Origin of the sequence: Lysinibacillus sp. GJ-1 (assembly GCF_021166035.1) — a bacterium.
Lineage (GTDB): Bacteria > Bacillota > Bacilli > Bacillales_A > Planococcaceae > Lysinibacillus > Lysinibacillus sphaericus.
Window position 1 is genome coordinate 1,133,001 of sequence record NZ_CP088912.1, and the last position, 21,047, is coordinate 1,154,047.

18 protein-coding genes and 1 pseudogene are annotated in these 21,047 nt (G+C 37.2%); all 19 read left to right on the forward strand.

Annotated features, from left to right (window positions below; translation table 11 throughout):
• Positions 1 to 32 precede the first annotated feature (32 nt).
• The 19 genes and pseudogenes from LO754_RS05225 (at position 33) to LO754_RS05315 (ending at position 20,902) form a co-directional block, all read left to right on the forward strand.
• On the forward strand, positions 33 to 1,214 hold the full coding sequence (locus tag LO754_RS05225; RefSeq protein ID WP_231785718.1) for a glycosyltransferase: 1,182 nt from the start codon (positions 33 to 35) through the stop codon (positions 1,212 to 1,214).
• Positions 1,211 to 2,551 (forward strand): hypothetical protein, encoded by a 1,341-nt coding sequence (locus LO754_RS05230; protein WP_231785719.1) that lies wholly within the window; start codon positions 1,211 to 1,213, stop codon positions 2,549 to 2,551. Before LO754_RS05225 ends, LO754_RS05230 begins: the two co-directional genes overlap by 4 nt.
• A gap of 4 nt (positions 2,552 to 2,555) precedes the next feature.
• Positions 2,556 to 3,599, forward strand: coding sequence for a glycosyltransferase (locus LO754_RS05235; RefSeq protein WP_231785720.1), 1,044 nt, complete (start codon positions 2,556 to 2,558; stop codon positions 3,597 to 3,599).
• Complete coding sequence (locus LO754_RS05240; protein WP_231785721.1) at positions 3,596 to 5,098, forward strand: polysaccharide biosynthesis protein; 1,503 nt, start codon at positions 3,596 to 3,598, stop codon at positions 5,096 to 5,098. Before LO754_RS05235 ends, LO754_RS05240 begins: the two co-directional genes overlap by 4 nt.
• Before the next feature lie 61 nt (positions 5,099 to 5,159).
• Positions 5,160 to 6,311 (forward strand): acyltransferase family protein, encoded by a 1,152-nt coding sequence (locus LO754_RS05245; protein ID WP_231785722.1) that lies wholly within the window; start codon positions 5,160 to 5,162, stop codon positions 6,309 to 6,311.
• A 167-nt stretch (positions 6,312 to 6,478) separates the two neighbouring features.
• Positions 6,479 to 7,276, forward strand: coding sequence for a TIGR00282 family metallophosphoesterase (locus tag LO754_RS05250; RefSeq protein ID WP_025218830.1), 798 nt, complete (start codon positions 6,479 to 6,481; stop codon positions 7,274 to 7,276).
• A 230-nt stretch (positions 7,277 to 7,506) separates the two neighbouring features.
• Entirely contained in the window at positions 7,507 to 7,773 is a 267-nt protein-coding gene (locus tag LO754_RS05255) for a stage V sporulation protein S (RefSeq protein WP_010858535.1), read from the forward strand.
• A gap of 436 nt (positions 7,774 to 8,209) precedes the next feature.
• A pseudogene (locus tag LO754_RS05260) lies at positions 8,210 to 9,944 on the forward strand (2-oxoacid:acceptor oxidoreductase subunit alpha).
• A complete protein-coding gene (locus tag LO754_RS05265) occupies positions 9,944 to 10,810 on the forward strand; it encodes a 2-oxoacid:ferredoxin oxidoreductase subunit beta (protein WP_231785723.1) in 867 nt (288 codons plus the stop codon). Before LO754_RS05260 ends, LO754_RS05265 begins: the two are co-directional and overlap by 1 nt.
• A gap of 832 nt (positions 10,811 to 11,642) precedes the next feature.
• On the forward strand, positions 11,643 to 12,017 hold the full coding sequence (locus LO754_RS05270) for a 2-oxoglutarate ferredoxin oxidoreductase subunit beta (RefSeq protein ID WP_227665416.1): 375 nt from the start codon (positions 11,643 to 11,645) through the stop codon (positions 12,015 to 12,017).
• A 255-nt stretch (positions 12,018 to 12,272) separates the two neighbouring features.
• Positions 12,273 to 13,361, forward strand: a complete 1,089-nt coding sequence (locus LO754_RS05275; protein WP_024361947.1) for an ABC transporter substrate-binding protein — start codon at positions 12,273 to 12,275, stop codon at positions 13,359 to 13,361.
• Positions 13,351 to 14,184, forward strand: coding sequence for an alkaline phosphatase family protein (locus tag LO754_RS05280; protein WP_024361946.1), 834 nt, complete (start codon positions 13,351 to 13,353; stop codon positions 14,182 to 14,184). The genes LO754_RS05275 and LO754_RS05280 overlap by 11 nt, the downstream gene beginning before the upstream one ends.
• Positions 14,185 to 14,283: 99 nt before the next feature.
• Entirely contained in the window at positions 14,284 to 15,114 is an 831-nt protein-coding gene (locus LO754_RS05285) for an ABC transporter permease (RefSeq protein ID WP_374116208.1), read from the forward strand.
• On the forward strand, positions 15,114 to 15,899 hold the full coding sequence (locus LO754_RS05290) for an ABC transporter permease (RefSeq protein ID WP_024361944.1): 786 nt from the start codon (positions 15,114 to 15,116) through the stop codon (positions 15,897 to 15,899). The genes LO754_RS05285 and LO754_RS05290 overlap by 1 nt, the downstream gene beginning before the upstream one ends.
• On the forward strand, positions 15,896 to 16,897 hold the full coding sequence (locus LO754_RS05295; protein WP_231785725.1) for an ABC transporter ATP-binding protein: 1,002 nt from the start codon (positions 15,896 to 15,898) through the stop codon (positions 16,895 to 16,897). The genes LO754_RS05290 and LO754_RS05295 overlap by 4 nt, the downstream gene beginning before the upstream one ends.
• On the forward strand, positions 16,894 to 17,676 hold the full coding sequence (locus tag LO754_RS05300; protein WP_025218832.1) for a DeoR/GlpR family DNA-binding transcription regulator: 783 nt from the start codon (positions 16,894 to 16,896) through the stop codon (positions 17,674 to 17,676). Before LO754_RS05295 ends, LO754_RS05300 begins: the two co-directional genes overlap by 4 nt.
• Positions 17,676 to 18,689 carry a histidinol phosphate phosphatase domain-containing protein gene (locus LO754_RS05305; RefSeq protein ID WP_231785726.1) on the forward strand — a complete coding sequence of 338 codons (1,014 nt, stop codon included), beginning with the start codon at positions 17,676 to 17,678 and terminating at the stop codon, positions 18,687 to 18,689. The genes LO754_RS05300 and LO754_RS05305 overlap by 1 nt, the downstream gene beginning before the upstream one ends.
• A gap of 230 nt (positions 18,690 to 18,919) precedes the next feature.
• Complete coding sequence (miaB, locus tag LO754_RS05310; protein WP_231785727.1) at positions 18,920 to 20,464, forward strand: tRNA (N6-isopentenyl adenosine(37)-C2)-methylthiotransferase MiaB; 1,545 nt, start codon at positions 18,920 to 18,922, stop codon at positions 20,462 to 20,464.
• Entirely contained in the window at positions 20,465 to 20,902 is a 438-nt protein-coding gene (locus tag LO754_RS05315; protein ID WP_024361939.1) for a YlbF/YmcA family competence regulator, read from the forward strand.
• The last annotated feature ends 145 nt before the right edge of the window (positions 20,903 to 21,047 follow it).

Consider the following 21,047-nt stretch of genomic DNA (forward strand, 5'->3'; position numbering starts at 1 on the left):
TAATATTGGATTTTAGGGGGATTTCAGACTTTATGAAAATATTATTTGTTGCGCAAAATTTTCAGATGGGCGGTATTCAAAAGGCGTTAATTAATACATTAAAAGAACTTAGTGTTGATGAACAATATGAAATTGATATTTTTACATTTGGTGAAGGTGAGCTTTTAAAGGACATCCCTCCTAACGTCAATGTAAATATCGGCAACTTATTATTACAACTAATCGCTACCCCCTTTTATGTCGTGAAACAGAGAAAAAATGTCTGGCATATTTTGCTGCGCATAGTATGTATGTTGCTTGTACGCATTATTGGCTCCAACAACTTTTATACATTACTTTTAAAAAATCATCGCCCTAGTAAACACTATCATATAGCCATTTCTTATTTTAATGACGCACCAAATAGTTATTTTAACCGAGGTACAAATTTATTCGTCGATCAATTTGTACAGGCACATAAAAAGCTTGCATGGATACATACGGATCCATTAAGAGCAAATTTTAATTATAAGGTTTGTATCAAAACCTATAAAAATTTTGATAGATTAATTTGTGTTTCTGAAGCATGTAAGCGAAATTTACTGAAATTTCTCCCGCCCTATCAACATAAAATACAAGTTGTCTACAATTTTTTTCCGATAGCGGAAATTAAAGAGTTAGCAACATATTATACGCCATTTGAAAAAGGAACGATAGATTTAGTATCTGTTGGTAGAATGGACAATGCCACAAAAAGATTCGACCTTATTCCATATATATGTAAGCTTTTAAAAGAGTCTTCTATCGGGCGATTGCATTGGCGAATTATAGGTGATGGACCAGACTTACTTTTTAATCAACAATTAGCATTACAATTAGGTGTAGATGATGTAGTTGAATTTGTTGGGGAATGTCATAATCCATATCCGTTTATTAAAGAAAGCGATGTCCTGATATTAACTTCAGCGTATGAAGGTTATCCGATGGTAGTTGGTGAGGCATTAATATTAGAAACGCCCGTTATTACGACGAATTTTGCAGCAGCAGGTGAACAAATACAACATGGTTTCAATGGATTGATAACAGATGGGGATATAGAGGATATTTACGCGGTCATTGCTAATATCATCCAAAATAAGGATTGTCTCGACAAGATGAAAAAGTATATTGAAGAAAATAGCTATACAAATCGAAAGGCACGAGAGCAATTAGTATTGGAGTTTGATCGTCAATGATAGTAAAAAGAAAAAATTATAGTATTTTGCTCTGTATTGTTTCCAGTATTTTTGTTGTGTTAAAAATGTATACAGATAATCCGCTTTTTCTTTGGCTTTTTATCCTATTTGTAATGACAGCGATGCTGTTGGATAAGCAACCACATCGACTTGATTATTTACTGTTTTTTATTTCATGGGTGTATGTCATAAAGTTTGAGTTAACAGGTCACTCACTTTTTGTCGTGCTATGCTTTTTTTATATTGTGTTAAGTATAGTAACACTCTTTATACACAAGAAGAGGATTTCAACACAGCTTGTTTTAACGTATGTTCTTTTTGGGTTTTTTGCTGTTATGGCAACACTGTTTAGTAGTGGCAATGTTATCGAAGCGTTTGGCTTTGTATTAAATTATAGTGTCATCTTTTTTGCCGTTCTGTTCATCGATTCTAAGGGTTATTTTAGAAGATATACGTATGTCTATGCAGTAGGCTTATTAAGTGCTGCTCTCGTACGGTGGGGAAGTTTTTCGGTTCCAGCGATTAATCACTTTATTGAATCCATGACAATCGTTAATACAGTAAAAACGACAAGTACCATTAATACACGGTTTACAGGTTTAGATTTAGATCCGAATTATTTTAGTTTGCAAATTCTAATAGCTATTGCGTGCTTACTCGTTCTTTATTGTTACGACAATAAAATAGAAGTTACACCGATTGTGCTTATTATAATTTTAGCTATATTTGGTGTATTTACTTATTCTAAAATGTTTATTATCACATTTATCACATTCATTTTATTAACGTTCATTATGTTTCTAAAGCACAATGTTAAAACAGCGATTAAATTTGCTTCGTTTATCGTCGTAGTGTTAAGTGTTTCGTTATTTTTTTTTTACGAGAGACTATTCGAAATTTATTGGGTTCGCTTTTTTGGTGCAGGAACATCGACAGATGCTATTACGACTGGTCGAGTGAGTAGCTGGAATATGTTTGCGACAGAAATTTTACAAAGTACGAAAATCGTTGTTTTTGGAGCGGGGTTTGGCACGAGCTTCTCTACTGCAAAAATGGCACATACAATGTATCTATCCACGCCTTATTATCTTGGTGTAGTAGGAGTAGCACTTGCATTACTCTATATCTTCTCTTTAACTAAAGTTCTCCGTCAAAACATTAGTAATAGTAAAACAAACTTTCAATACCTAACCATCAACGCAATTCCTCTCTATATTATGTTAATAGCTAATACTGTACTTGATTCGTTCGTTATGGATTATTTCCCTTTTCATATTTTAATGATTATGTTTGCCTTAGCACTTTATAAAACGCAGGAGCATGAGGTTGGGAGGTAAAGCAGTGCCATTATTAAGTATTATTGTGCCTATTTATAATGTGGAGCTCTATTTACGGCAATGTTTAGATAGTATTTTAAGACAAACATTTGAGGACTTTGAATTAATACTGGTCAACGATGGCTCAACGGATAATAGTCCCAACATATGTGACGACTATGCTGCACGTGATGCAAGAATTATTGTTGTGCATAAAGAAAATGGTGGCCTTGTTAGTGCGCGCAAAGCGGGTCTAAGCATTGCGAAAGGAAAATATATTGGCTATGTAGATAGTGATGATTGGATTGAAGCGGACATGTATCAAGCACTATGTGATGCAGCACAGGCTTTTAACGTAGATATTGTTATTTGTGATATTATAGAAAATTATCAAGATTATGAAGTTAAAGCTACGCAAATTGTGAAACCTGGATTATATCAAAAGGATAGGATGATAGAAGAAGTTTACCCGATTATGCTGTATGCGGGGCAATACTATCAGTTTGGATTATTTCCTTCTGTTTCAAATAAACTATTTAAAAAGTCACTTCTTGAAAAATTTCAATATCAAGTGGACGATCAAATACGCATGGGGGAAGATGTTGCCTGTACATATCCAAGTTTACTTAATGCGAAAAGTATCTATTTATTAGACAAACAGTATCTTTATCATTATCGCCAAAATCCTTCTTCTATGACAGCTAGCTATGATCAGCAGTTTTTTGAGAAAACACTTGTCTTATATAAACATTTGAGAGAGTTATCCCCTGCCCCTTATTTCGTAAATCAACTACAGTATTATTTGACCTATTTAGTGATTGCAGGAGTCCAGAATGAATTGCATCGAGAGAATGAGAAAACCTTACGTGAAAAAAGAGCCTTTCTCAAAAAAATGCTTAAACATCGCGACATTAATGAGGTGTTACAGGCAATTTGTCTAAATAAATTGCCAATCAAAGTGAAACTAATCATTTTTTTATTAAAGAGACAATCTATTTTTTTACTATATGTATTGGCTAGGGTCAAACAAAAAACCAATATTAGTAAGACTATAAAGGGAGCAAAATGAGAACAAGGAAAATTTTATTAAACTTATTTTCCAATGTCGTGTTGCAAGTTGTTACCGCCGTGATGAATTTTATTTTGCCTCGATTATTTATGACGACTTATGGTTCTGCTACGAATGGACTTGTTACATCGATTAAGCAATTTTTGGGTTATTTAAAAATTGTAGAAGCGGGTATCGGTAGTGCATCCGTCGCAGCACTTTACAAACCATTAGCTATGAACGACAAAGAACAGATAAATGGCATCCTTTCAGCCACGCATTATTTTTATCGACGTTCGGGTATGGTTTTTGTTGTATTAGTAGCCTTGTTGGCTATGTTCTATCCGCTGTTGGTAAACGAAGATGTGTCACCTCTAACCGCCTTTTATATGGTGCTGATTTTAGGTATCAGTGGTGTATGGGAATATTTTTTGATTGGGAAATATTACGTTTTGCTAACAGCAGATCAAAAAAGCTATATTGTGTTCCGAATTCAAACATGTTTATTAGTTGTTAGTACAATGCTATCCCTAACTTTACTAACCCTTGGCTTTTCAGTCATTATTGTAGTTGGCAGTTCTAGCATTCTTTTATTACTAGATATTCTTTTTTTAAAAGTATATGTCCAAAAAAAATACCCATATTTTAATAGTAAAGTAACACCAAATACACCAGCTATAAAAAAAAGATGGGATGCTTTAATCCATCAAATCGCCTCGCTTGTTGTTTTTAATACACCGTTTATGTTAATTACCATTTTTCTTGGACTTGCAGAGGTTAGTGTATTTACTGTATACAATATGGTATTTAATGCTGTTACATTATTTATTTCAGCTTTCTCCGGTGCGATGTTAGCAGCCTTTGGAGACATACTTGTAAAAGAAGAAAAAGAGGCACTGCAACGACATTTTCATCATTTTGAATGTATTTTTTTTGCAGTCGTTGCTTTCGGTTACACATGTACAGCTCTGTTAATTTTGCCTTTTATCACGATTTATACAGCGGGTGTTGAGGATGCAAACTATATAAGACCATGGTTAGCTGCACTCTTTGTCCTAGTAGGCATTGCCAATGCAATACGAATTCCTGCGAATACATTAGTGAATTCGGCAGGGCATTTTAAAGAGACAAAAAATCAAGCTATGATTGAAACGGCCATTAATCTTTCTGTGTCCTTTGTTTTAGTGCAATTTTTAGGGGCGGAAGGCATTTTAATAGGCGGACTGTGTTCGTATGCCTATCGTACTTGTGACTTAATCTTATATACATCTAAAGAAATATTAAAAAATTCCGTACGTATTACGGTTAAAAAAATAGCGCTGAATTGTGTTTTGGCATTTATCGCGGCATCCCCATTTTTATTTTTAATCGAACTACATATTGTGAGCGCAAAGGCATGGTTTTTAGCAGCTATATGCATTTCTTTATGGACCATTTTAGTAGTTGTGATGGGGAATTTTATGTTCCAACCTACAACGATGCGGGAAATTTTGCTGCATTTAAAACGTGTATTCCAATGACTAGCAGCGTTCTCTTGGTAGTGAGGAAGGCATACAAGCTAGAACACTCGAATGAAAATAGATGGATTGCTTAGAAATGGCAGGTGGAAAAATGAAGCCAGTTGTGAAGGAAATATTTTTACTAAGGTTTGTCGCCTGTTTAGGAATTGTTTTAATGCATAGTGTCACTTTAGGATTGGACTTGTTCGATATAGAGAAAAATACAATATATATTGTACTAACATCTATTCAATTAGCATTGATGTTTGGAACACCTGTCTTTATTTTTATTTCGGAGTTTGTTATTGCTTATTCCTATCCACATCAACTGCCAAAAAAATTTTATAAAAAACGTTTTAACTATATTTTTCTTCCGTTTATTTTTATCGGTTTTTTGGATGCGGCTTTTCATTCAATAAGCATGACTAATGTTGAATTTGATAAGAAGATTATTTTAAATTTTTTTGAAGGTGATTTCCACGGGTATTTTATCGTAATCGTCTTTCAGTTTTATTTTTTACATCCATTATTTGTGAAATTTGTTGTATCCAAATACCGTGCTTACCAAGTGATTATGACGGCATGTCTTGTTAATTTTTCTTACCTTGCAGTCTTTAATTTTTTCGATCCTTTTCGGTATTTATCGTTCCTTCCTTATCTAGAAGTGGAATGGAATGTGTTAAATAAGATGCCATTTCCTGCTTGGATTGCCTATTTTGTCATAGCTTATTATTGCGGTAAAAACTATGAGCAGTTTTTATTGATACTCCAGCGATTGCGTTATTTCCTACCGAGTGTAGGTATACTTACACTCGGTATATTACTCGCCAGTCAATGGTCTGGCTTGATTACTGAAGTTCACTCCAAGAGGATTGATGTAATCCCCTATACATTGAGCGTAGCCTTTCTATTGTTCTATGTTGCAAATAAAGTAAGGTACATGCCTAAGTTTGTTATTTTTATTAGCCGTTACTCATTTGGGATTTATTTACTACATCCTCTTTTTATTATTTTACTAAAAACTATTTTTATAAGATTTATAGATGATGTAAGTGTATTTACTGTTATTATCACTACATTTTTATGCAGCACGATATGTTCTATCTGTGCTACGTATTTACTGAATAAATGGCGGTTTGGTCCTTATTTAGTAGGGCAAGTACATGCGGAAGAAAGCTTAGCTAACGACAAAAAAACTGCTGGTAAAACAAAACAGGTACTTCATCAACGTTAATGAATGTCAGTTGGATGAGATGCTTTAAGCTGAAAAGAGAAATTAAAGCAAGCGAATGCAAACAAGGGATATAATTTAGTGATGGTTTTTCTTTATATTTTGCGATTGATGAAGAAAAAATGGTAAACTCTAATGAGTGTTATTGATAGAAAGAGTGGTTTTGTAAAATGAAAGTAATTTTTATTGGAGATATCGTCGGTTCAATAGGCCGAGATGCGGTAGAAAAATATTTACCACGATTAAAAAAGAAGTATAGTCCAGATGTTGTCATTGCAAATGGTGAAAATGCAGCAGCAGGTCGTGGGATTACACGTAATATTTATAATGATTTATTACAAATGGGTGTAGATGTTATTACTATGGGTAACCACACTTGGGATAATAAAGATATTTTTGATTTTATTGATGATGCTGATTATTTAATTCGTCCTGCGAACTTTTCGTCTGAGGCACCAGGTAAGGGCATGGTGCAAATTGCGAAAAATGGCGTTACATTATCGGTTATTAATTTACACGGTCGTGTATTTTTGCCACCGCATGAAGATCCGTTTGCAATGGCTGAACAATTGATTGAAGAAGCTCGTAAAACGTCACCGCTTGTATTTGTGGATTTCCACGCAGAAGCGACAAGCGAAAAAATAGCGCTTGGATGGCACTTGGATGGTAAGGCATCGGCAGTCGTTGGAACGCATACGCATGTGCAAACAGCAGATGCACGCATTTATCCTAACGGTACTGCTTATATTACAGACGTAGGTATGACAGGCCCGTACGATGAAATTTTAGGCATGACAAAGGAAAGTGTAATTTACAAGTTCCAAACAAATATGCCGTCTCGTTTTGAAGTACCAAAAAAGGGTCGTGATGTGTTAAGTGGCTTTTTTGTTGAGATTGATGACAAGACAGGAAAGGCATTGCGTTGTGAAAGAATTTATATTAATGAGGACTATCCGTTTCAGGCGTAAGATAAACTACTGTGCATTTTTCATGTGCAGTAGTTTTTTTGTTGTGTCGAGCTAATTTAACGAAAGAAAATAACTCGTTTTTTAAGGCTTTACAATATATAAGAATTGAAAAATAGTCTATTTTCATATTGCCGAGCATAAAATGAGCTACGGACAATAACTTGGGGACCAAAAAGGGGGACATGAGTTGTTGAGCGTAAACACTATTCGCGAAACGGGGAGGAATAATTGTGGATTCATTAAAAGTATCGTCACGCTCTAATCCAAATTCAGTTGCAGGTGCATTAGTCGCGGTAATAAGAGAAAAAGGGCAAGCAGAAATGCAGGCAGTTGGGGCAGGTGCACTTAACCAAGCCGTAAAAGCAGTGGCCATTGCACGCGGATTTGTAGCGCCAAGTGGCACAGATTTAATTTGCGCTCCGGCGTTTGCCGATATTTTGATTGCAGGCGAAGAACGTACAGCCTTAAAGCTGCTAGTAGAAAAACGTGTTCGATAATAAAGTAGAACTTTAATCGGTGGGGGGAAACCCCCACCGATTATTAGTGCCAGTCACCGAAACAATTCTGAATATTTATCGCTCTGTCAGTAGGGCGAATAAAGTAAAAATCCACGAATGCTCCTGTGGGATACACACAACGTACAAGCCTCGTAAAATCGAGGGTTGCGGTTTGTGTCGTGCCCGCAAAAAGCGAAGTGGATTTTTTTACGTGCCAGTCACTCATACAATTTATAGAATTTTTCAGCACTTGAAATTAGTGAGTTAATTTTTTATACTTAATTGATTGAAAATTACAATTTTTTGAACAGCATTTTCAGTCAAAGGTCTGAATTTCGTCTAATTCATTGAATAACAATAGTGTAGACCGTTTCTTCGTGTTAAACTTATGAAGGAAAAAAATAATAGTATACATTGGATTTAAGGAGTTGTTGAGATGTTACATCAGCTTTCGTGGAAAGTCGGTGGGCAACAGGGTGAAGGGATTGAGAGTACAGGTGAGATTTTCTCGATGGCAATGAATCGTCTAGGTTATTTCCTATACGGTTATCGTCACTTCTCTTCTCGTATAAAAGGTGGCCACACTAATAATAAAATTACAGTTCGTCCAACAGAAGTACGTTCCATTGCGGATGATTTAGATATTTTAGTGGCGTTCGATCAAGAAACAATCGACGTCAATTATAAAGAATTAACAGAAAAAGGGATTATTTTAGCCGATGCAAAATTTGAACCTGTAAAGCCAGAGGATTCAAAAGCACCATTATTTGCCGTACCATTCACAGAAGTGGCAGCTGAACTAGGTACAACGTTAATGAAAAACATGGTTGCTATTGGAGCTACTGCTTCACTTCTAAACTTAGAAGACGCTGTGTTCCAAAATGTTGTGGATGACATCTTTGGTAAAAAAGGTGAAGAGGTTGTTCAAAAAAACATGGAGGCCATTGCGCGCGGTCATGACATGATGAATGAATTATTAGGCGATCGCGTTGGTGAGTGGGCATTAGCGCCAGCTGATGGTAACCGCCGTATGTTTATGATCGGTAATGATGCAGTAGCACTTGGGGCATTAGCTGCGGGTACTCGTTTTATGGCAGCTTATCCAATTACACCTGCCTCTGAAATTATGGAATACCTTATTAAAAAATTGCCAAAATTCGGTGGCGCTGTGATTCAAACAGAAGATGAGATTGCTGCAGCGACGATGGCGATTGGGGCAAACTTCGGTGGTGTCCGTTCATTTACAGCGTCAGCAGGTCCTGGTCTTTCACTTATGATGGAAGCAATCGGTCTTTCAGGTATGACTGAGCAACCTCTAGTGGTGATCGATACACAACGTGACATCTACTGGCTTACCAACGAAACAAGAGCAATCTGATTTAATGGCAATGCTTTATGGTACGCATGGTGAAATTCCAAAAGTGGTGATTGCACCTTCTACAATGGAAGAAGCATTCTTTGATACTATTCAAGCGTTTAATATTGCAGAGGAATTACAATTGCCAGTTATTTTAATGACAGACTTACAATTATCACTTGGTAAACAAACGGTTGAACCATTCGATTACAATAAAATTGAAATTCGCCGCGGTAAAATTGTCACGGATGATATTGAAGCTTCAGCTGATAAAGCTTACTTCAAACGTTATGAAGATACAGAAGACGGTATTTCGCCGCGTGTGTTACCAGGTCACTTAAATGGTATCCACCATGTTACTGGTGTTGAGCACGATGAAACAGGGAAACCATCTGAAGCAACAGGCAATCGTCGTGCACAAATGGACAAACGCTTCCGCAAGCTAGAAGCCCTGAAGTTTGATACACCAGTTTACAAAAATGCACCACATGAAGAAGCGGATGTTTTATTAGTAGGATTTAACTCAACACGTGGAGCGATTGAAGAAGTACAAGAGCGTTTAAACGCACAAGGCATGAAGGTGAACCACGCGCATATCCGTTTAATTCACCCATTCCCTTCTGCTGAAATGGCACCTCTTGTAGCGAAAGCGAAAAAAGTGATCGTTGTGGAAAACAACTACACAGGTCAATTAGCTAATATTATGAAAATGAATATTGGTGGTCACGATAAGATTGAGATGATTACAAAATATAACGGTACACCATTTTTACCAGGTGAACTAGAAAATAGAGTGAAGGAGTTGACTCGCTAATGGCAACATTTAAGGATTTTCGTAATACAGTGAAACCGAACTGGTGCCCAGGATGTGGCGACTTCTCTGTGCAGGCTGCGATTCAACGCGCAGCAGCAAATGTAGGCATTGAACCAAACGAGCTAGCTGTTATTTCTGGGATTGGCTGTTCAGGTCGTATTTCAGGTTACATTAATTCATATGGTTTCCACGGTATTCATGGTCGTGCATTACCAATTGCACAAGGCTTGAAAATGGCCAATCGTGATTTAAACGTCATTGCCTCTGGTGGTGACGGAGATGGTTTTGCGATTGGTATGGGTCATACTATTCATGCCATCCGTCGTAACATCAATATCACATACGTTGTGATGGATAACCAAATTTACGGTTTAACAAAAGGGCAAACATCTCCACGCTCGGCTGCTGGATTTATTACAAAATCAACACCAGGTGGTGCAATTGAGCCATCATTAAAACCATTGGAAGTAGCTTTAACAAGTGGTGCAACGTTTGTGGCTCAAGGCTTCTCTACGGATATTAAAGAATTAACAGCTATAATTGAAGCGGGCATTAACCATAAAGGCTTTTCTTTCATCAACGTATTTTCACCATGTGTTACTTACAACAAAGTGAATACGTACGATTGGTTTAAAGAAAACTTAACAAAGCTAGCTGATATTGAAGGTTATGATAATGCTGACCGTGGCATGGCAATGCGCACAGTAATGGAGCATGAAGGCTTAGTAACAGGTATTATTTATCAAGATAAAGAAACAACTTCTTATCAAGAAAAAGTACCTGGCTACGCTGAGTTGCCATTAACGGATATCGACATTAAAATGAGCGAAAATGAATTCGATGCACTTGTGCAGGAGTTTATGTAAGTAAAAACATTGAAAGCCACTATGCTCGATTGAGGCTTTCAAAATGAAGACAGAAGGCAATTAAGATGGAATATCTTAACGCCTTCTGTCTTTTTGTTTGAGTGTCAGGCACCCAAACAATTCTGAATTTCTGAGGGAGGTGCCAGGCACTCAAACAATTTTCGGCGGGAAAGTGGATGTGATGTCCACTAATCCTCAATCTTCAACCGTTAAGCTATTTATTTTATTGGTATACCTAATATAGTTGCATGTTTGGGTAGAGTTACCTCTCTCCTACATGTTTAAACCTTACAAAACAACACTTGCTATAAAAATTAAAAATAAAATCAATATCAGCATGAATCGCACTAAAGCATTTCTAATTTCTTCTTTATTTTTCGCTATTTTCACTTCTTTTCTATATTTGAACCAACTAAATAATATTGCAACTGTCATAAGAATAAATATGTAAATCTTCATATTATAATCATTCCTCTCATGAAATTATTTAGTTACAAAAAATAAATACACAACAAGTTAATCAAACTTTAAAACTAATATTTTTAATAATATATCTATGATGGTTATCAATCAATTCACATCTATAACCTTTAGTTTTTAGGAAATATAGAACATATATGACGTGTCACTTTATCCATTGCTCACCACTGCAGGGCTGCACGATTGCCCGTAGAAAGGAAGAGCCTGCAACGAAAATCAACAGATTCTTACAATGTTTCATCAAGTATCTGCAACCCAATTTTTAATAGTAGAAATCCATCCAATGATTAATAGGGGTGTGTGCGGGTAAAATTAAATGAAAAAATGATACAATAAAAGAAAAAAAGAGGCGATGTTCGTGAATAATATCATTGATTTTATTGCGAAAAAAAAGGAACGAGAAGAACGACAACGTGCGCAAGATTTAGAACGCTATGTTGCAACACATTGTAAATTTCATCAGCCAGAAAATATCGATGCACTCGTTGATGGGAAAATGATTGAAGTGAAAGATCATACATTGTTTTTAGGTTTTCTATCTATATTAAAGGATGAACAAATTGAGCCGCTACATATTTTTCAGGACGTTTTTACATTAGAACCTGTCCGTTTTGAAATGGCCTATAATATGAAATGGTGGTCAGTTGTTCAACTTGCTTTTACATTTTTAACGATTTTAAAGGAAAATGAACCGCATACATATGCAGATTTTCTAGGACTTTCTTGATTCATCTAGGGTGTGTGCACGTCTGAAAACTAAACAAACGTGCGCATACGTAACTGGATTCCTCCTTATCTTCTTGATAGAATAGCATCTTTTATATAACTCCCCTACGACTTAAAAAACTTCACATAAATTTATAAACAATCAATATTTTTTACTAAATATTTTAAATCCATCCATACTTGCTTAATGTTTGTTTTATAAGATTACTGTTGTAAGCAAATAAAAATAAACATAAACAAATGGAGGGTCCAACTCATGGCAATTCAAAAGCTATGGAAGAAAAGTTTAGTTGGTGTATTAGCAATTTCTATGTTAGCAGCATGTTCTGACAGTTCGTCTAATGCAAATGACATCAAAAGTGATTTAACGCTTGATGAAATTACAGAAAAGGCAAAACAAGAAGGTACTGTCAATTCAGTCGGTATGCCGGACACATGGGCAAACTGGGTAGAGACATGGCAAGAGCTTGAAACAGAGTACACTCTCAAACATCAGGACACAGATATGTCGAGTGCAGAGGAATTAGCGAAGTTTGAAGCAGAAAAAGACGATGCGACAGCCGATATTGGCGACGTAGGAATTGCCTTTGGTCCAATCGCTAAAGATAAAGGTCTAACATTGCCATACAAAACTTCCTATTGGGATGATATTCCTGACTGGGCAAAAGATGAAGAGGGCCATTGGATTGTTGGTTATACAGGGACAATTGCATTTCTAACAGATAAAAACAATGTGAAAAATCCCCCAACGTCTTGGGAAGATCTTAAAAATGGCGACTATCATGTCAGCATTGGAGATGCATTAACTGCAAACCAAGCACAATTTGCGATATTAGCTGCAGCAATGGCTTTCGGTGGAGATGAATCCAATATTCAGCCGGGTATCGACTTTTTTGCGGAATTAGCAAAACAAGGACGCCTACAAGGTGATCCAACAGTCGCTAATTTAGAAAAAGGAGAAATTGATGTTGCAATTTTATGGGATTTCAATGCACTAGGTTATCGTCATCAAATCGATGAGCAACGTTTTGATGTAGTCATCCCATCGGAAGGCTCTGTCACATCAGGCTACGCAACTGTTATTAATAAATATGCAAAAAATCCACATGCTGCAATGTTAACACGAGAATATATTTTATCGGATGCAGGACAGGAGAACTTAGCAAAGGGTTATGCCCGACCAATTCGTGAAAATGTGCAATTACCTCAAGAAGTAAAGGATTTATTATTACCAGCAGATATGTATAAAAATGCGCAACCTGTTAGCGACCAAAAGCAGTGGGAGGAAACAACAAAGCAAATTCCACAAATGTATCAAGAGCAGGTATTAATCCATGCCAAATAATAACAAAGTTGTCCTCATTGTTGTTGATGCACTTCGTTTTGATACTGCCTGTACACATATGGGCTTTATGCAACATTTAGTAGAACGCAAGATGGCCTCGCGTTTTGAAGTACGTTCGGAAGTACCATCACTATCGAGACCATTATATGAAACGATTTTAACGGGCACTCCACCAATTGTTCATGGCGTCACGAGTAATATGACGGTGCGCTTATCAACACAAAATAGTTTATTCCATTTAGCACAGTCCAATGGTTTATCGACTGCAGCGGCTGCCTATTATTGGGTAAGTGAACTTTATAATCGTGCACCCTTTCAACATATGGAAGATCGTTTACAATTCGATAAACAGCTACCGATTGAAAATGGCTTGTTTTACTTTGAGGATCATTATCCTGATAGCCATTTGTTTGCAGATGCCGCATGGTTAATGGACCAAAAACAACCGGATTTTTTATATATTCATCCGATGAATGTAGATGATGACGGGCATAAATTTACAGCAAATTCAGCGCAATATCGTAATCGTGTATTAGCTGTGGATGCCCTATTGTCGTTGTTTATACCTAAATGCATGGCGCAAGGATATGATGTCATTGTGACAGCAGATCATGGGATGACAAGTGATGGTAATCATGGTGGGACAACGATGGAGGATCGACATGTACCGATGTTTGTCATCTCTCAAACAGTGAAAGCAGGTATAAAAGACGGTGTAGTATCCCAGCTACAAGTGGCACCTCTTTGCTGTCACCTGCTAAATATAGCGCCTTCAGAGGAAATGGTGCCATTACTATTAGAGGGAGTTCAGACAGTAAAATAAAACATTGAATAATATCAGGGAATTTTGAACAATTTTCATTATAAATTTGAAAGCCGAAGAGCAACAAAATCTTTAAGTTAGAAAGTAGTGATTGTTTTGATTTCTAAGCGGCAATCGTTTGCCTGGCTTACACCTTTCTTATTACTTGTTCTGTTATTTTTCCTTGTGCCTTTACTGTATATGCTGATAACGAGCTTTAGTAATAGCGAAGGATTTACGTTAGCACAATACAAATCTGTCTTAACGAATACGTATATTTTACAAGGTTTTAAAAATAGTTTGACATTATCCGTTATTTCGGCTGTGATTGCGCTCGTCGTTACATTGTTTGCAGTGTATGCCATTACGCACTTTTCACAGCCGGTACGGGAGAAAATTTTAATACTTACCAATTTAACATCAAATTTTTCAGGTATTCCTTTAGCTTTTGCGTTTATTGTATTGCTTGGGAATAGTGGATTATTTACTTTGCTATTTGATAAGTGGGAAATTGGCGCTTTATCGTCGTTTTCCCTTTATAGCTGGAGTGGTCTATTAGTCATTTATATTTATTTTCAACTGCCATTAGCATTGATGCTATTGTATCCAATTTATGATGGTATTCAGCAGCAATGGAAGGAAGCAGCCGCTCTTTTAGGAGCTTCTACTTTACAGTTTTGGCTGAAGGTAGGGATACCTGTTATGTTACCAGGGATTGTTGGAACCTTTAGTGTGTTGTTTGCCAATGCAATGGGTGCCTATGCATCTGCTTACGCTTTGACAAATAGTAATTACAATTTAGTGGCCATTCGTATTGGAGCACTCATTAAAGGAGATATATTTGCACAACCCGAGTTGGCAAGTGCGATTGCTGTATTGCTAGCGGTAACAATGGTAACTGCCATGCTGATAAGTGAATGGAGCATTAAAAAGACGAGGGGGAAATTATAGTGAAAAAAAGAAGTTTAGCTAATATCATTTTCCTCTTTTTAATGTTGTATTTGCTATTACCGATTGTAGCAACAATGCTGTATGCTTTTTCGTCAAAGTGGCATAAAAGTATTTTTCCCGAGGGGCTAACATTCAAGTGGCTTGCTACACTGTTTCAAGATACGGCATTTATGCAAGCATTTGGCCGCTCTGTCCTCCTTGCGGGAGGGGCAGTTATCATCGCACTAATCGTTATTGTCCCTGCAATTTTTGTCATCGTTTTGTATTTTCCAAAGTATGAGAAATGGATTCAAGTTGCCGTTGTAATGGTCTATTCATTTCCAGGGATTATTTTAGCTGTTGGCTTGATTCGGGTGTATTCAACAATAGGTGTACCCATGATCTTGGTCGTATTGGGTGCCTATGTAATCGGTATTTTGCCCTATATTTATCAAGGCACGCGCAATAGCTTGCGTAATGTAGATGCAAGACAGCTATTGGATGCTGCGCAATTATTAGGCGCAACGAAAACACAGGCATTTACGAAAATACTGTTGCCTACCGTTTATCCAGGCTTGTTTGCAGGTGCATTATTATCGTTTTCCGTACTATTTGGAGAATTTGTACTTATTAACTTAGTCGTCGGCTCACGCTTTGAAACGGTACAAATTTATTTAATGAAAAAGCTAAGTACGAGCGGTCATATTGCTAGCGCAGTTGTCTTTATTTATATTGTTCTGATGGGCTTATTAACGTTCGCTATTGCGATATTAACGAAACGTTCGAAAGGTGCGACGAATTTATGAGCTATATTGTGATTGAAGGACTTCATAAAAAATATGACCAAACAACTGTCTTATCCAATATTGATATGACAATTGAAAAAGGTCAATTAATTACGCTTTTAGAGCCGAGTGGCTGTGGGAAAAGTACCATTTTGCGTATTATTGCGGGCTTAACAAATGCTACAGCAGGAGAAATTCAATTGGAAGGACAAAACATGAATGGTGTTCAACCGAAAGAGCGCCAAGTGGGCATGGTTTTTCAATCTTATGCGCTATTTCCCAATATGACTGTTAAAGAAAATATAGCATTTGGTTTGCGGATGCAAAAAGTTAATAATACAGAGCTAGAACAACGTGTACAAGAAATGCTCCATATCGTCCATTTGACAGAAAAAGCGAATGCTTATCCAAAGGAGTTATCCGGCGGGCAACAGCAACGTGTAGCGCTTGCACGTGCGCTTATTGTGCGACCGAAAGTATTGCTTTTAGATGAACCTCTTAGTGCACTTGATGCCCAAATACGAAAAAAATTGCAGACCGATTTACGGGCAATACAACGCAAGCTTGGCATGACGATGATTTTAGTAACACATGATCAAGATGAAGCTATGGCTGTGTCAGACAAAATATTTGTGATGAGTAATGGGCAAATTGCGCAATATGGTACACCGACAGAGATTTATACCAATCCACAAAGTGAATTTATCGCCAATTTCATTGGTCATTATAATGTTATTCCTAGACAAGTGTTAGAGACAATGATTGGAGAAAAATTACCTGGGGATAATAACAAGTTTGCCATACGACCAGAAGCTCTTCATTTAGAGATGATGGAAGGTGACCTTTGCCTTCGCGGTGTAGCGACACAGTCACTCATGAGTGGCAATATTATCCGTACAACGCTTGAAGGTGACTGTATGTTTACAATGGAGCAGTTACATCAACGTGGGCATACGCTTGAATTGGGTAAAAACTACAACTGTTATGTAGCGAAGGAAGATGTGATTGCACTGTCATGACATATGCAAAAATTGAACGTTTTGAATTTATTTTAAAGCAGTTAGAGCTTGATGGCAAAATTATTGTAGCAAATATTGCTGAGACACTGCTCGTAGCACCTGAAACAGTTCGTCGAGATTTGGATGAGCTAGAACAACAGCATTTATTGACCCGAGTGCATGGCGGGGCAATCAAATATACCAACGTTCGAACGGAGCCAGCATTTTTGCGAAAACTGCAAATGCATAAAGAGGCGAAATGTGCTATTGCGCGTCAGGCTGCTCAGCGTATCTGTGATGGAGATACGATTGCCGTTGATACAGGGACAACGACAGTCCATATAGCGGATTACTTAATGGCAGTTGATGATATTACGGTTGTCACTAATTCTATTGCCGCCGCCGCACAGTTTAATCTCGCCATTGAAGAAAGACGGATGACAGGGAAAGTTATTTTACTAGGCGGTACAACAAATCCAAGGCAAGCTTCAGTTGCGGGTGCGATGACGTTGGAGTGGTTAAGTCATATGAACTTTGATAAGGCATTTTTATCATGCGGGGGCATCCAGGATGGCATTGTCTATGATTATGATTTAGATGAATCCTTGATTTCCCAAAAAATGCTTCAACAAAGTAAGAATTGTATATTACTAGCGGATGCATCAAAGCTTAATGGCAAATCATTTTATCAAATTTGTGATTTGGCACAATGTACGGAAATCATGTGTGAAATGGCTTGTCCTGAGGAATGGCAAGCGTACGAAGAACAATGGACAGTATGTAGTGGAGGGAAGAGTTGATGACAATTGATTATCATGTACATTTAGAGGAGGGCCCTTATTCTTTTCGTTGGTTGGAGCGAACTTCACAAGCTATAGCCAATTTTCATGACCTAAAAAATGTTGACAATGGCTCGAAAGCTTTAATGGAGTGGCAAGTGGCAACGCTTGCTAAAAGATTGCATAATGGCTGTTATAGTGAAGAATGGCTCGATTTATATTTACAACGGGCAAAGCAACTTGGTTTACGAGAGGTAGGCATTGTGGATCATTTGTATCGGTTTAAGGAAACGCGCCCCTATTTTGAGCGTTATATGCAATTGGATGAATCAACAGAAATCGGTCAACTCCAACGATACTGGCTAAATAGTGTGATGACAGAAAGTATGGACGATTTCGTAAAGGCAATTGACAAGGCAAAGGATAAATGGCGTCAGCACGGTGTTGAGTTAAGATTAGGGATTGAAGCGGATTATTTTGTAGGCGGTGAAGAAGAATTGACTGCGCTCCTACAAGGGCATCCGTGGGATTATGTAATTGGCTCGGTTCATTTTATAGATGGCTGGGGTTTTGATAATCCACAAACGGAGCATCTATTTAAAAAGATGGACCAGCCAACTTTACAGATGACGTATACACAGTTTTATACTACGGTTGTGCAAATGATTCAGTCTAATATGTTTGATTTTGTAGCTCATTTGGATAATTTTAAAGTCTTTAATTATCATGTGCAGGATGAGGCGTTTAATCTTTTATGGTATGAACAGATTGCACAGGCGCTTGTCACAACACAAACCGCTACAGAAATAAACGCAGGGTTATATTATCGCTATCCCGTTAAAGAAATGTGCCCCGGTCCACTATTTTTGCAAGTTCTCGTGAAACGAGGTGTCGAGTTTACCGTATCTTCAGACGCCCACTTCCCAGATGATTTAGGAAACTATACATTTGCCAATACAGATTGGCTAAAAACTTTGGGTGTCAAAAAGCTTTTAGGCTTCCAACAACGCACCAAGAAATATCTCGAGCTTTAACGAAGATCACCGTTGATACCTGTCATCGGTGATTTTTTCTGTTGCAAGCAGTGGCAACTAGATTTTACAAAAGAGGAAATGTCGAATTCTTCTGGCTAAGAAAGTGTATTTAAGTCAAAACCACGACATTTAGTACGCAAACCTTGTAGGAAGTAGTAATCATTCAGTATAATAGTAAAATGGGAATTCGAATGCACGGATTTCGTTTGAAAGGAGTTACCTGACCTGCAATGAATGAGGAACAACGCTTAACAAGTCAACAAGTCAATCAACCAAAAAAAGAAGACAAGCCTGAAAAGGATTATAGTAAATATTTTGAGAAGGTCTTTACGGCACCTTCATTAAAAAATGCAAAAAAACGTGGCAAAGAAGAAGTGAAATATCATAAAGACTTCCAAATTGCTGAACAATTCGCTGGCATGGGTGAAGGGCGGACGTTTTATATCCGTACGTACGGCTGTCAGATGAATGAGCATGATACAGAAGTAATGGCTGGTATTTTTATGCAACTTGGCTATACTTCAACTGACATTATCGAAGAAGCAGATGTGGTGTTACTGAATACATGTGCGATTCGTGAAAATGCAGAAAACAAAGTATTTGGAGAGCTTGGTTTCCTGCTAAAATATAAACGTAAAAATCCAGAAATGTTAATTGGCGTCTGTGGATGTATGTCACAGGAAGAATCCGTAGTCAATAAAATTTTAAAAACGTATCCACACGTCGATATGGTATTTGGTACGCACAATATTCATCGCCTACCAAATATTTTAAAAGAAGCGTATATGTCGAAAGAAATGGTTGTGGAGGTTTGGTCGAAAGAGGGCGACGTTATTGAAAACTTGCCGAAAAAACGTCTAGGTTCCATAAAAGCTTGGGTCAATATTATGTATGGCTGTGACAAGTTTTGTACGTACTGCATTGTACCTTATACACGTGGTAAAGAACGTAGTCGCCGTCCAGAGGAAATCATAGCAGAAGTGCGTGAGCTAGCTGCTGCAGGCTATAAAGAAATCATGCTATTAGGGCAAAATGTCAACGCTTACGGCAAAGATTTTGAGGACATAGATTATCGACTTGGTGATTTAATGAATGAATTGCGAAAAATAGATATTCCACGTATTCGCTTTACAACAAGTCACCCGCGTGATTTTGATGATCATTTAATCGAGGTATTGGCGAAAGGTGGCAATTTAGTTGAACACATTCACTTACCGGTACAATCAGGCTCAAATGACGTATTAAAAATTATGGCGCGCAAATATAGTCGTGAGCATTTCCTTAGCTTAGTAGATAAGATTAAAGCCGCTATCCCAGGTGTTACATTAACAACGGATATTATTGTTGGTTACCCAAACGAAACGGAAGAGCAATTCGAAGAGACGTTATCTTTATATCGTGAAGTAGGCTTTGATATGGCCTTTACGTATATTTACTCTCCTCGTGAAGGAACGCCAGCCGCTAAAATGGTTGATAATGTACCTGAAGAGGTGAAAAAGGAACGTCTACATCGTTTAAATGCTGTCGTACAAGAATATTCTAGAAAAGCGCTAGAAGGCTTGATGGGCGAAGTGGTTGAAGTGTTAGTAGAAGGAACAAGTAAACGTCGTGATGATGTGCTTGCTGGCTATACGCGTAAAAATCGTCTCGTGAATTTTAAAGCACCTTCAGAGTTGATTGGTCAGTTAGTGAAAGTAAAAATAATAGAGGCTACTTCGTATTCATTAACTGGTGAATTTGTGGAAGTAGTAAAAAATGAAAAGGTGGAAGCGTAAATGACTCAAGTATTGTATACAAAAGAAGATTTAATTAAGAAATCCCATGAAATTGCGCATATGATTGCCAATACACCAGAAGTTGAGTTTTTCAAAAAAGCTGAAGCACAAATTAATGAAAACCAACTTGTTCGTGAACGTATTGCAAGTTTAAAAAGCTTACAAAAGCAAGCAGTAAACTTTCAACACCTAGGTAAAGAAAAAGCGTTAAAAATGATTGAAGACAAAATTGCAAAAATTGAAGAAGAAATTAATGCTATTCCTGTTGTGCAGCAATTTAAAGAATCACAAGGCGATGTCAACGACTTATTACAATTAGTATCAAATACAATTGCTAACAATGTGACAAACGAAATTGTACGTTCTACAGGTGGCGATGTGTTACGTGGTGAAACGGGTTCGTATGTACAAAATACACAGCCAGGTAGTTGCTCATAAATAATAGAAGAAACAGCTCGAATGACAGCATTCGGGCTATTTTTATGCCGAAATTTAGAAGGGAATCTACACTGAATTAGAGCCTCTGTGACCGCTGTTGAATAAAAAATTGTAGAAAGTAAATCAATTAGATTCTATGAAATCT